Annotated in this window: 8 protein-coding genes; 3 read left to right on the forward strand and 5 right to left on the reverse strand. The window is 35.2% G+C overall.

All coding sequences use genetic code 11. The features are described 5' to 3' along the window. Nucleotides 1-14: 14 nt before the first annotated feature. Nucleotides 15-2,870, forward strand: coding sequence for a glycoside hydrolase family 2 TIM barrel-domain containing protein (locus ABI657_RS07075; protein WP_348096543.1), 2,856 nt, complete (start codon nt 15-17; stop codon nt 2,868-2,870). Nucleotides 2,871-2,976: 106 nt separating this feature from the next. Then, the gene (locus ABI657_RS07080; RefSeq protein ID WP_348096544.1) at nt 2,977-4,608 is read left to right on the forward strand and encodes a rhamnogalacturonan acetylesterase; all 1,632 of its coding nucleotides are present in this window, start codon (nt 2,977-2,979) and stop codon (nt 4,606-4,608) included. A 63-nt stretch (nt 4,609-4,671) separates the two neighbouring features. On the opposite strand, the gene ABI657_RS07085 is transcribed toward ABI657_RS07080, so the two are convergent. The 3 genes from ABI657_RS07085 to ABI657_RS07095 form a co-directional block, all read right to left on the reverse strand. Beyond that, nucleotides 4,672-4,848: a histone H1 gene (locus ABI657_RS07085; RefSeq protein WP_348096545.1), complete on the reverse strand. Its 177-nt coding sequence runs from the start codon at nt 4,846-4,848 to the stop codon at nt 4,672-4,674. 362 nt (nt 4,849-5,210) lie between these two features. Beyond that, a complete protein-coding gene (locus ABI657_RS07090) occupies nt 5,211-7,661 on the reverse strand; it encodes a glycosyl hydrolase 115 family protein (RefSeq protein WP_348096546.1) in 2,451 nt (816 codons plus the stop codon). 99 nt (nt 7,662-7,760) lie between these two features. Continuing rightward, nucleotides 7,761-9,089, reverse strand: a complete 1,329-nt coding sequence (locus tag ABI657_RS07095; RefSeq protein ID WP_348096547.1) for a glycosyl hydrolase family 28 protein — start codon at nt 9,087-9,089, stop codon at nt 7,761-7,763. A gap of 401 nt (nt 9,090-9,490) precedes the next feature. On the opposite strand from ABI657_RS07095, the gene ABI657_RS07100 reads away from it, so the two are divergent. After that, complete coding sequence (locus tag ABI657_RS07100) at nt 9,491-12,394, forward strand: sugar-binding domain-containing protein (protein ID WP_348096548.1); 2,904 nt, start codon at nt 9,491-9,493, stop codon at nt 12,392-12,394. Nucleotides 12,395-12,513: 119 nt separating this feature from the next. Here the strand turns inward: ABI657_RS07100 and ABI657_RS07105 are convergent, their stop codons facing one another. Then, complete coding sequence (locus ABI657_RS07105) at nt 12,514-13,860, reverse strand: hypothetical protein (protein ID WP_348096549.1); 1,347 nt, start codon at nt 13,858-13,860, stop codon at nt 12,514-12,516. Continuing rightward, nucleotides 13,857-14,413: glycoside hydrolase family 88 protein (locus ABI657_RS07110; RefSeq protein ID WP_348096550.1), on the reverse strand; the 557-nt coding region annotated here is incomplete at its 5' end. The genes ABI657_RS07105 and ABI657_RS07110, both read right to left, overlap by 4 nt.

A 14,413-nucleotide genomic window follows, 5' to 3' on the forward strand; every position in this document is an offset into this window, starting at 1 on the left:
AGAAATAACTTTTTATGTTACTAAAAAACACCATCCAAAACTTTGCTATTGCTGCCGTTGCGTTATTTTCTTATCAAAATAGTACAGCTCAGCAAACTGATAAAGTTTACCTTTCCGGAAAAGACTTTGAACATCCTGTACAATGGGATTTTTATTGTAGCGGAGGCAATAACAGTCAAAAATGGTCTAAAATAAATGTTCCTTCGCAATGGGAATTAGAAGGTTTTGGTGAATATACGTATGGAAGATGGTACAAAGAACTAAACCAAAAAGAGCCGAGCAAAGAAGAAGGTTTGTATAAATACGAATTTGAAGCTCCTGCTGATTATAAAGATAAAGAGGTCCTGATTGCTTTTGGCGGTGCGATGACGGATACCGAAGTAAAAATCAACGGAAAACTGGCCGGACCTATTCATCAGGGTGGTTTTTATGAATTTAAATATGATATTTCGTCATTATTAAAATTTGGATCTAAAAATACTTTAGAAGTACATGTTTGGAAACATTCAGCCAATAAATCGGTAAATGCAGCCGAAAGAAGAGCCGACTGGTGGCTGTTTGGCGGAATTTATCGTCCGGTCTGGTTAGAGGTTTCCCCTAAAACTCATATTCAGCATATTGCCGTAAATCCAAAAATGGATGGCTCAATTACGGTTGATCTGAATCTTAAAAATATTTCGAAAAATACCACTTTAGAAGCGACACTTAAAACTTTAAAGGGAGAAAATCTTCAAACTTTTACTTTCCCAATAAAAGCAAAAAGCACAAAGGAATCAATTGCAGCTCAGTGGAAAAACATCAAGCCATGGAATCCGGAAACTCCTAATTTATATGATTTGGAACTGGTATTGAAGCAAAATGGAAACATCATTCATAAATACAACAAACGGATTGGGTTTAGAACTTTAGAGTTTAAAAAGCAAGACGGAATTTATGTAAATGGTACCAAAATCATCATGAAAGGGATTAACCGACATTCCTTCTGGCCGGAAGGCGGTCGAAGCACCAGCAAGAGAATCAGTGATTTGGATGTGAAATTATTGAAAGATATGAATATGAATGCCGTTCGTGGACACTATCCTCCTGACGAACACTTTTTAGAAGTTTGTGATTCACTTGGGCTTTTTGTTCTGAATGAATTAGCAGGCTGGCAAAATTCTTACGATACTGAAACCGGAACAAAATTAGTGACTGAAATGGTGGTTCGTGATGTCAATCACCCATCGGTAATTATTTGGGATAATGGTAACGAAGGAGGATGGAATTACAACGTTGATAAAGTTTTTGAAGATAATGATCCCCAAAAAAGAATCGTAATTCACCCCTGGGCCGATTTTAATGGCTGGGATACGCATCATTATCCAACGTATTTAACCGGGATGCATCGTTTTAATAATGGTGAAAATGTCTTTTTTCCAACCGAATTTATGCACGGAACTTACGACAACGGACACGGAGCCGCTTTGGAAGATTTCTGGACACGTTATAAACAAAGTCCGCTTTTTGCAGGAGGATTTATGTGGGCGATGTTAGACGAAGCTGTCTTCCGTTCTGATTGGACAGGAGATACTAAATTCGACTCAAAAGGTTCATTGGCGGCTGATGGAATTTTAGGACCACACCGTGAAAAAGAAGGGAGTTATTATACCGTAAAAGAAGTTTGGGCACCCATTCAGTTTCAGCCGAAACAGGTCACTCCTACTTTTGACGGATCGTTTTTGATTACCAATGATTATCTTTTCAGCAATCTGAATTCCTGTAAAATGGAATTCAAAGTATTACAGTCTGATAAAGATGTGCTCTATACAAATGGAACTTCAGCAGCAATTAGTTCAGGAAAAATTGAGATTCCGAGTATTGATCCGGGAGAAACACGCAAAATACAATTTGTTGTCCCTAATAATTTTGTCGAAGGCGATATTTTATCCATTTCGGCTTATGATCAGTTTAATAAAGAAATATATACCTGGACATGGCCAATTCATAAAGCAAAATATTATGCTGAAAAATTCTTAGCGGTTCAAAATACAAAAGCAAAAGCTTCAGCAACAAAAAATGGCAATGAAATTACTTTAAAAGGAAGTGATGTAATGGTAACTTTGGATGCTTTGACAGGAGAAATTTCTTCTGTTAAAAACGGAACATCCACTATTCCGTTAACAAATGGTCCTCGTCCGATTGGAATGAAAGCCAAATTAAAAGACATTCAGATTCTACAGGAAGGTGATAAAGCTATTTGTACCGTGAATTATTCCGGAGGTTTATCCTCCATTAAATGGATTATGGAAGCGGACGGAAGATTTAAAATGGAATTGATTGCCTTAAAAAATGCTTCTGGCGGTGAAGGATTCGACGGTGCTTTTTTTGAAGATAAAGTAAGTGCTTTCGGTATCACCTTCAGTTTTCCTGAAAAAGGAGTTACGGGTATCAAATGGTTTGGAAGAGGTCCTTATCATGTTTGGAAAAACAGAATCAAAGGAACTACTTACGGTATTTGGGAGAAACACTACAACACCACCATAACAGGCGAAAGTTTTGAAAATCTGGTATATCCGGAGTTTAAAGGCTATCATGCCAACTTATTAGGAGCCAATTTAAAAGCAGGCGCATCATCGTTTAAAGTTTTCAGCGAATCTGATAATTTATTTTTGAGATTATTTACACCTGATTTGCCTAAAAATGGTTTCGCAGGAAGTTATCCTCAGCCTACATTTCCTGAAGGAGATATTTCGTTTATGTATGAGATTCCGGCGATGAGAGACTTCAAACCTTTGGAACACCAGGGTCCTGAAAGCCAGCCAACAAACATCCGTATCAAAAGTGGAGATGATGGAATTAAAATGAATTTATGGTTTGATTTTAGAAAGTAAAAAATTTGTTTCAGGTTTTCTTTGTTTCAGGTTTCATGTTTTGCTCTTTGTCTACAATATGTACTTATAGCTTTGTATTCTGAGGAACGAAGAATCTTAGCTAAAATTGTCCGTAACGATTGTCAATCTTTGTAGAGTTACTTACGAAGATTCTTCGTTCCTCAGAATGACAAGCTGGACGGAATTACACAATTCACAATTCACAATTTACAATTCACAATTTACAATTCGTATGAAATCGATTAAAATAATTACAATACTGTTTTTAGGTTTATTATTTTTCAATTTTACTCCAAAACAAAACAAAAAGCCTACTGTTTACACCGTGGGAGATTCAACAGTAAAAAATGGCAGAGGCGACGGATCCGGAGGTCTTTGGGGCTGGGGAGATTATATTGGGCAGTTTTTGGATACTACAAAAGTCAGTATCGAGAATCATGCTTTGGGCGGAACCAGCAGCAGAACTTTTCAGGATAAAGGTTTGTGGATTGCTGTTTTGAATAAACTCAAAAAAGGTGATTATGTACTGATTCAGTTTGGGCATAATGATAACGGAGCAGTAAACGACAGCCTTCGTGCGCGCGGTACTATCAAAGGAATCGGAAATGAAACTGAAGAAATTGATAATATCCTGACCAAAAAACACGAAACGGTACATACGTACGGATGGTACATTCAGAAAGTAGTTCGTGAAGCCAAATCAAAAGGCGCTATTCCGATTATTTGTTCCCCTATTCCAAGAAATGACTGGAAAGAGGGAAAAGTGCCTCGTAATGATACGTCTTATGGATTGTGGGCTAAACAAATTGCAGAAAAGGAAAAAGTAACTTTTATCAATTTGAATGATAAGATGGCTATTGAAATGGAAAAGTTAGGTGAGCAAAAAGTAACCAGAACTTATTTCTATAAAAAAGATCATACACACACCTCTGCAAAAGGGGCAGTATTAGCAGCTTCACTAATAATCAATGAATTAAAATTGAGTAAAAATTCTTTAAAAAAATACATTTTAGAGAATCCGAAAATAATACTACCAGCAAAGAAAAGAGTATTTTTAATTGGAGATTCTACTATGGCAAACAACGGCAATAATCCGGATGCTGTTGGCTGGGGAGTTGCATTTCCTCAATATTGCGATACCACCAGAATTGAAGTCATCAATAAAGCACGTGGTGGAAGAAGTACCCGCACTTATACAAAAGAGGGATTATGGGATGAAGTTAAAAATCAATTGAAACCGGGGGATTTTGTAATGATTCAGTTTGGTCATAACGATGCCGGAGCGGTTGACAAAGAAAAATTCAGAGGTTCATTAAAAGGAAACGGTGATGAAACACAACAAGTCGTTCGGGACAGTTTAACTGAAACGGTTCATACTTTTGGCTGGTATGTGGAAAAATTCATTAAAGAAAGCAAAGAAAAAGGAGCTGTTCCGATTGTTTTAAGCCAGACACCCAGAAACGAATGGCCAAATGATAAAGTAGAACGCAGAAGTGATTCGTATGGAAAATGGTCTAAAACAGCTGCTGAAAATCAAGATGCTTTTTATATTGATCTGAATGAAATTGTTGCCTTGAAATACGAAGCTTTGGGAAAAGAAAAAGTAAAACCATTTTTCCCCAAAGATCATACGCATACCGGCTTAGAAGGAGCTGCTTTTAATGCGCTTGCAGTAGCGGAAAGTCTCAAAAATATAAAAGATTGCGGATTGAAGGAATATATTGAAATTCCGAAATAAAAAATCCATAAAAAAACCTCGTTTTAAATAATTAAACGAGGTTTTATCTTTTGAATGCCAATATTATTTTTTTGATTCTTCGATAGAAACTTTTCTGAATTCTTTTAAAAGTTTTTCAATTTCCAAAGATGATTTACGGGCTCTTGCTCCTGCTGCTTTAACACCTTTTTCAGATAATGATTCAGATTCAGTTTTGAATGTGTCAAGTTCGGCGTTGATTTTTACTAATAGATCTTTCATGCTTATATATGTTAAATTAAGTAGCAAAAATAAAAGTTTGCTGTATAGTTAACGTAAGTTTTGTGTTAAAATTATCACAGTTTTTTACAATTGAGTTAGTATTATTTTATTCTTGTATTTTATGTCTAATTATCAGGCAATTACAAAATTTATAAGCTGTTTATTTTTTTAAAATAAATATAGTCAGATCTCTTAAACTTCTTAAACTCATTATAATTTGCTTTTTTACGTACTTTATTAAATTGGTTTGAAGGTCAATTTTCATTTTTTTAGCTATGGCCCTAAAAAACATTATTCTTTTCCTGAGTTTTTTTGATATTGTAAAGTTCAATCTTATAGTCCATATTAGAATTTAATTCTACTTATATTTTTGAATTTACAGTTATATAATCAAGTACAATTCCTGTTTGGTTTACTGCAATATTGATGGTATGTTTTCCTCTATTTGTAATATAAACTGGAAGTTTTACAATGGCACTGTTTCTTAAAACATTTTCTTTCCAGGTTTTATCCCTGTCTTTCGTGTTAATCAAAAATGACTTTGTTACGTTTCCGTCAATTCGCACTTCAATTTCATTGTCAAAATTATTGCTGTGAGTTGGGAGCAAATGAATTTCTATTTCGTAATCACCAATTTTTTCCATTTCAAATTCATATGAAACAACAGGCTTTTCTGCTTTAAAATAGCTGTGATAAAACGGAAATAACGTAATTGCATTGTTACTGAAACCTAAGCCATTAATCGTTTTCCATTCATAATTTTTAGTTTCTTTTTTTGTAATAAAATCTTTGGCCTGAATGGTGATAGTATTAGAAGGTTTTTTAATTTCTTCCTCTTTCACCATTGGGTTTTCTTTTATTGAATCAAAAACCGGTAAATTCCTTGGTTTCATTGACATCATGTGATTCCATTTTCCATTGCTCATTTTTGTATTATAAAAATCGGTCAGTTCTTTGATCTTCTCATAAGCTTTCGCCGATAAATTCAAATAATTTTCCTTTTCTTTCAAATCCGTTGTCATGGCAGCTAAATTCCAATACAAAAATTTATGGTTCATGTAAGCCGCTCCTTCAATTGGGTAAGTTACCAACTGAAAATAAGCATCTTCTCTTCCATCAGGAACAGCAGGGCCGGTATCTGCAGCAACAGCTGAACTCCACATATCTACCTCGTTAATCAAGTTATCGTAGGCTTTTATTCTTTCCAGACATTCTTCTTCCGTAAAATCAGAAATCTTTATTGGTATAGTAGGTTCTGTCTGACTCCATCCCATGTATTCCGGCTTTCTAAGAAATGCCAATCGGTAATGTTCTTCAAATACAGGAGCTAAATAATCTGCAATTTGAGGAGAAAACTCTCTCGTAATCCAATCTTTCAAATGCTTATTGATTCCGTCAGATTTTGCACTGTTGATATTCCATGCCAGATCCAGAAAAAACTCGGTATCATATTCCGCAGGTTTTATATCTCCTACATTTACAATCCACATTTTTTGGGCACCGTTTTCATAAGCTTTAGTCATTTCATACCAAATTAATCCCGGTTGTGTTGTGCTTAGCCAAAGATAATCGTGAGGTCTTCCCCAATAACTGATGTGATAATAAACACCGCTTCCCCCTGCCCTTTTTTGTTCTTCTTCAGTACTCAAACGACGGATATAACCGTAATTATCATCAGGCCAGACAAGGGTTATATCATTGGGAACTTTAAGTCCTTTATCATACAATTCCAAAACTTCTTTGTAAGGGACAAAGGCTTGCGGAATCTCTTTTAAAGGTTTTTTAAAAGTCTTCGAAAGCATTTCACGCTGCTTGACAATGATTTTTTCAACCATTTCTATTGACTCTTTCAAATCTTTGGCGCCTTCAATTTTGCTGTCGTGAACACCTCGCATTCCAAGTGTTATGACAGTTTCGTTATTAGCCAATTTTATTTCGTCTAATCTATCCTGCCAGTATTTATCGACTTGGGTTTTATTGGTAAAATAATTATAATCCCCATGAATTTTAGGTTTCCATTCATCAACGTTATTGCGAAGCATTGGCTCTGCATGAGAAGAACCGATGATCATATGGTATTTTTGAGCCATTTCTTTATTTCCATTAATGGTAAAAAAACCTTTCGTAGAAGGATGCATTGCTGGCCAGATAGTATTGGCTTTTAATCGTAATAACAACTGAAAAATCTTTTCATACGTTTTAGGTCCCATATTGCCAACTTCGGGTTCAAAGGATTTTTCGGCCCAGGGTTCCAATCCCCAATCTTCATCGTTTAAAAAGATTCCTCGGTATTGAACTGATGGCGAAGAAACTATTCCTTTTTGGGGAATATTGAATACTAATTTTTCTTTTTTGACAGCATTGACATCTGCCCACCATTTCCATGGAGAAATTCCTAAACGCTCAGTAATTTCAAAAACAGCAAAGACAGTTCCTCTTACATCACTCCCAACAACTAAAAGGTTTTCTTTTTCTTTTTTAATGGAAAATTTCTCCCATTGATTGGATAATTCTTTTTGATTTGCTTTGGTTTTAAAAAAACTGGAAGAAAGTTCTCCTATATAAATTCCTCTTTTTGATACTTTATCAGATTGAATTATTTCCGGTCGTTTTCCGGTTATCTCTTTTACATCATCAGCCAATTCATTTACAGCCCAAACAATTAAGGCATCTGTATTTTTATCAATATAAATTGAGGTCAATTGATTTGAATCTGCAATTGAAAAATCAACTGGATTTTTATTCTGACTATACGAATTGATCCCTAAAAAATTAAGTATCAAAATGAGACCGAAAAATATCTTTTTATTCATTTTTAAATTATATTAAGTTCTTCTAAAAAACAAAAGTCCAAAGTTTACAACCAATTACGTTACAACTTTGAACTCCTGCATCTTTAAAATTTATAAAAATCACTCAACTAACTGCTTGTTTATAAGCACATTTTTTAAGGTAATTCCTTCTACAATGCTTTTATCGACAGCTGTTTTTGTGGCTTCAATATTCAGGTTTTCGAAAATAAAATTAGATAGACGAACATTTGGATCTTTTTCTACATTAAAAAACGTATCCGATTTCATATCAATATTTTTTAAAGTCACATGATCACCATAAGATAATGGAACATCAGGACGGCCTTTTAAATCAAAAAATTGTTTCCACGCCAAAACAACCAAACAGTTTTTTGCCTGTCCTATTATATCTTCAACCCTGATGTACTCATATCTTTGAGGTGTATCTGGTCTCATTTTTAGCCAAAGCATTCTTGTTGCTCCGTCAATTTGACAATTACGCATAATCACATTTCGATTGTGGATTGATTCACTTCCGTTTGTTAATGCTGAATGGCAGAATCCAAATCTGCAATCCTCGATGATAATATTAGAGTTGGGACCGTTATTTTTATCCTGATCTGCAAAAGGTCCTTTTCCTCCTTTTAATGCAATCGCATCATCATTTACAGACAAAAAACATCCTTTTACCAAAACATTGGAACAAATATCAAGATCAATTGCATCTGTACTTGGGGCTTTAACTTCTAAATGTGGCGAAAAAATGTATAAATCGAGTAGTTTTACATTATTGCATTTATAAAAATGATTTGTCCAAAAACCTGAATTAATCAGTTTTACATCCTGAAATTGAACGTTATTGGAATTCCATACAAAAACTAATCTTGGTCTTGAAACTTCAAGATTGGTACATTTTGGATTTATTTTACGTCTTGCCCAGAAAGCCTCATAGTATTTATAGCCATTTCCGTTGATGGTCCCTTTTCCTGAAATAGAAAAATTATCTACACCATAAGCATTCACCAAAGCAGGAAAATAATCCAGGTTCTGACCTTCCATTCGTGAAGGCATAATCGGATAATTGGCAATATTATCAGAACCTTTTAAAGTTCCTCCTTCAGAAACATACAAGCTTGTTTTAGGTTTAAAAAACAAAGCACCACTAAGGAAAACACCTTTTGGAATTACAATTACTCCACCGCCATTTTTAGCTGCCTTATCAATCACTTTCTGAATGGCAACAGTCTGAATTTTGGTACTGTCTTTACCAACACCAAAATCGGTAATAATGTATTGTTTCCCTAAATCTTTCAATTGAAGTTTGGTATAATCTTTAAACCAGGGTATAATGGCACTTCCGTCAGGAAAAGTATCATTACTGTATTTTTGTGAATAGGTAAACTGGGAAATCCCAAAAATGCAAATTGCCAGAGTTAAGATTTTTTTCATTGTTATTGAATTTTGATATTGAATTTTATTTAATGTAATTATTTAAATATGTCTTTTTCTTTAATAATATAGCACCATCAGCGCTAACTATATTTCCATTTTGATCAAACAAAGAAGTTCTGGAATAAAGAGCATTCATTTTTTATTGTAGTTTTCCAAATGAAATACTTATATCTATCTGAAGGATGATTACGAGTACAAACTTTCATAAATATTTAAAAATAGAATAATTATTTCGATTTATTTTTACGATTTTAATTTTTAATCAATCAAATTTATACTATTCTGTTTTTTTTTGTATCCTGTACTATCGGTTATAAGAATCAAATAAATAGACAGGATGCAACAGGATAACAATTCTAGCCTGTTCGGTTATTTTTACTTTTTACTAAACCTTGATTATGATGAAAAAATACAGCTATATATGTCTATTAATGACTGTTTTATTGACTTTAAGCAGTTTTAAAAATGATGACGAGATTAATCTCGAAGGTACCTGGCATTTTGAAATTGACCGAAATGATAAGGGGATAACTGAAAAATGGTACAACAAAAAACTTTCGGATGTTATAAAACTTCCGGGTTCAATGGCTGAATTCCTGAAAGGAGACGATATAACTTTAAAAACAAAATGGACTGGTTCGATATATGACAGCTCTTTCTATTTTATTCCACGATTAGAGAAATACCGCCAACCTGGGAATATTCATATTCCGTTTTGGCTTACTCCTGCAAAACATTATGTAGGAGCCGCCTGGTATCAAAAAGAAGTTAATGTTCCTGCGAATTGGAAAGGCAAACGAATTCTCCTTCATTTGGAAAGGGCTCACATAGAAACCAGAGTTTGGATAAACGATAAAGAAGTAGGGTTGCAAAACTCATTAGTAGCTCCTCATGTATACGATTTAAGTACATTACTTTTACCTGGAAAACACCGTATTTCAATTCGAATTGATAATCAAATTACTAAAATAAATGTAGGACCTGATTCCCATAGCATTACTGATCACACACAGGGAAATTGGAATGGCATTATTGGTAAAATTGCTTTGGAATCATTTTCGCCTGTTTATATTGATGATGTACAGATTTATCCTGATATAAAAAACAGAAAAGCACGTGTGAAAATCACGATTCAGAATAGTACGTCAAATGAGTTTAATGGAAAGCTATCCTTATCAGCAAAAAGTTTTAACACTGTAAAATCAGACCAGACTCAACAGATTGTTACTAAAATAAATATCCCTGATACGAATTCCAAAACGATTGAAATTGAACTGTCTTTTGGAAAAGAAATGCTGACCTGGGACGAGTTTGACCCTTCTTTATATCATCTGAATCTAAAACTAAATGGTAAAGGAATTAATTCTGAGAAAAAAGTTCAGTTTGGGATGCGTGAATTTAAAATTAAAGAAAACAAATTTTTAATCAATGATGTTCCGGTTTTTCTTCGTGGAACGGTTCATAATTGCGAGTTTCCATTAACAGGTTATCCTGCTACTAGGGTTGAGGCTTGGGAAAAAATCTTTAAAACCATTAAATCGTATGGATTAAATCATGTCCGTTTTCATTCGTGGTGTCCTCCAGAAGCCGCTTTTATTGCTGCGGATAAAATTGGACTCTATTTACAGCCCGAAGGACCTAGCTGGCCTAATCATGGACCTAAAATTGGATTGGGTCAGCCTGTTGATCAGTTTTTATATGACGAAACCACACGAATGGCAAAAGAATATGGTAATTATGCTTCTTTCACTATGTTGTCTGCCGGAAATGAACCTGCAGGAAATCAGGTAAAATATCTGAATGACTTTGTCGATTTTTGGAAAGCAAAAGATAACAGAAGAGTTTATACAGGAATGTCGGTTGGCGGAAGCTGGCCTGTAGTTCCTAATGCCGAATACCAGTCACGTGGCGGTGTAAGAGGCTTGAATTGGAATAAATTACCTGAAACCGAAACGGATTTTAGTACTGGGATTGCGGCCTTTAAAGTTCCATTTGTGGCACACGAAATCGGTCAGTATTGTGTTTTTCCTAATTTTGAAGAAATTGAGAAATACAAAGGTGTTTACAGAGCCAAAAATTTCGAAATGTTTCGTCAGGACCTTGAAGATCATAAAATGGCAGATCAGGCAAAAGACTTCCTGAATGCTTCAGGAAAGCTACAGGTATTATGTTATAAGAACGAGATTGAAAAAATGTTAAGGACTCCCGGATTTGCAGGTTTCCAATCGTTAGGTTTACAGGATTTTCCGGGTCAGGGAACAGCTTTAGTAGGCGTTTTGGATGCTTTTTTTCAGGAAAAAGGATATGTAACTTCTCAAGAATATAAACGTTTTTGTAATGAAACAGTTCCGTTAGCAAAAATTCCAAAGTTTGTTTACACGAATGGTGAAGCTTTCAAAGCCGAAATAGTGCTTTTTCACTCGGGGAAATCACCTTTAAAAAATGCTGTGATAAGCTGGACTATCAAAGACGAAAAAGGAAGTAGTCTTTCTGCCGGAAATTTCGATGCTAAAACTTTCGGAAATGGAAATGGTATTTATGTTGGAAGCCTGACTTTTCCATTGAACGAAATTAAGACGGCATCTAAACTAAATTTGGAAGTAAAAGTCAATAATACTCCTTTTGTAAACGATTGGGATTTTTGGGTATATCCTGACACCAGAATTGAAATTGTAAATTCTATTTATTACACTACCGTATTAGATGATAAAGCCAAAGAAATATTGCAAAATGGAGGAAAAGTATTCTTGAATGCCTCAGGTAAGGTTGTCAAAGGAAAAGAGGTAGAAATGCATTTTCTTCCTGTTTTTTGGAATACCTCCTGGTTTAAAATGCGTCCGCCTCATGTTACCGGAATGCTAATTCAGGATAAAAGTCCTGCTTTTGCTGATTTTCCAACCAGTTTTCACAGTGATTTGCAGTGGTGGGAAATTCAAAATAGGTCACAGGTCATGAATTTGGAAGATTTTCCTGCAGATTTCCGTCCGTTGGTTCAGCCAATTGATACCTGGTTTATGAATCGCAGACTGGCATTAATAATTGAAGCTAAAGTAGGTAATGGAAAAATTATAGTAAGCAGTGCCGATTTAGGGCCTCATTTAGAAAATAAACCTGCTGCAAAACAATTATTCGTCTCGCTTCAACAATACATGAATTCAGATACTTTTAAGCCAAAAGAGAGTTTGAGTTTTGAAGTATTGCAAGATGTTTTTCTGAATCCTTCAAAAGAACAATTTAAAACCTTTACTAAAGACAGCCCTGATGAGTTGAAACCTAATTCTAATCAGAATAAAGTGAAATAGTTATAACTTGAATTCGATTATAAACTAAATCACAACTGTTTAGTATCATTTATTTTAAAATATTTTATTTTTTTGTTATTATTTGGATTATTTTTATAAAGAATATTGTTATAAATTAATTATTTGACTTTTCGTTTCAGCCATTCTTTAGGTACATTTACAATGCAAATATTCATCGTGCGATTGTCCTCAGACAGCATAGCGGACTGGATTTGGATTTTGGTACCGTCTCTGTTAAATGTAGGATGAATATGATCGGCTGCAGTTTCTTTATGCCCGGTGGTAAGCATCATCATTTCGTTGGTGCTTCTGTCTATTAAATACAAACTTCTTGAAAAGTCGTCTCCAACTGCCCATCTTCCGTCAGCAGAACCATGTACATGCCATAATCCGCTGCCACTTTTGGTTTGTCCGGCAATAATCATTTCGCGGGTTCTAAGATTTACTATTCCCAAACCTGTTGGCTTTTCGCGTGTTCCTGTTGTTCCCCAATTGCTTTCCTGTCCCGGATTTACAGGATTTCTAAAGTCGTCGTTTAGAGCCGTTTCTACAGATACATCTTTCTGAATATCGATTTTTCGATGTCCCATAATTGCGATGGCTACTTCATCTTTAGAAATAACAGCTTCATGAGTCACCCATTCAAAATCAGATTCAGGATATAAAGGTCTTAAACCAGTTCCATTTGACATAACTGTCCATGTTCTTTGAGGAGACTTCCCTCCTGTTTCCCAACAGAAAACCAATTCACCCGGATTCCAGATGTTTGACTGAATATGTCCCACCTGAAAAGGTACAGAAACAACATGTTTAAATTCACCGGTTTTTAAATTGATACTGCTGATTCCGCCCGGACCTGCGCCCATGTTTCTTGGTCCAAAACTTTTTTCAATTTTGATATTCGGATCCAGATGTCTTCCTGCTTCTTCTTTTCCAATTCTAAAGTAAACCTTTTCTTCATCAGCATCTAATGCCATATCGCCAGAGGCACCCATTTCAGGATTCGTGATACCACAAATTCTCTCGTAAGCAGAAACCTGCTTCATTTTTCCAGCCTGACTATCTTTAAAAACAGCTTCGAGATTGACTTCCATGATCTGCATTTTATCGCCGTCTGCTTTGCGCATAAAATACAGTTTCATTGATTTTTGAGCCATGCATAAAGTTCCGGTATAACCGCCTTCGGTAACCTGAACCATTATACCTGATTTTTCATTAACCGCTACTGCTTCTCCATTGGCTCTTTTGGTTCTAAAAATAAGCCATTTCCCATCTGATGTCCATTGCGGATGCGTAGGATAGGTTTTGGAATCTCCTGCTGATTTAGTGGTTAAAAAGATTAAATCAACACCTGTAACAGGATCTTTTATTATCTTTTTTTCTGATGGAAATCGTGTTCCAATCTGACTAAAAACTGTTGCCGTAAAACATACCAATAATATGCTTAAAAGATTTCTTGTTTTCATTTTAGCTGATTGTTTTTACCAGGTACTTTCAATTGTATCGAACTATCGTTACTTTCAAACTGATTCTCTTTTAATAACAAAATCACTTCGGCTCCGGCTAATAAAACAGGGCCATAGCCGTGAGCCGCAAATACATTTACAGGACGATAATAATAAAATGCAGGATCAAAACCCATTCCTGTTCCAACACAAGTCCCTTCTACCTGACCTTTCTGATTTACCTTAGAAGCTACTGCATTCCAGGCCAATAAAACACAAGGGGCATATGTCATTTTATCCACATATCCGCGATTAATGGCACGAGCAATTGAATACGTATAAATCGCAGTCGCTGAAGTTTCTAAATACGAATCATTTCTATCTAGCAATTGATGCCAAAAACCGGTTCCATCCTGATATTGTACTAATCCGGCAATGTGTTTTTGCAATTGTGCTAAAACCTGAGAGTGTCCAGGATGATTCTTGGGTAATACTTCAAGTAATTCTACCATAGTCATTATTGCCCAGCCATTTGCCCTTGGACGACATCGCGCTATGGACGTCGCGGCCGCCC

Source organism: Flavobacterium sp. (assembly GCF_039930565.1).
In the GTDB taxonomy this organism is placed as follows: Bacteria; Bacteroidota; Bacteroidia; order Flavobacteriales; family Flavobacteriaceae; genus Flavobacterium.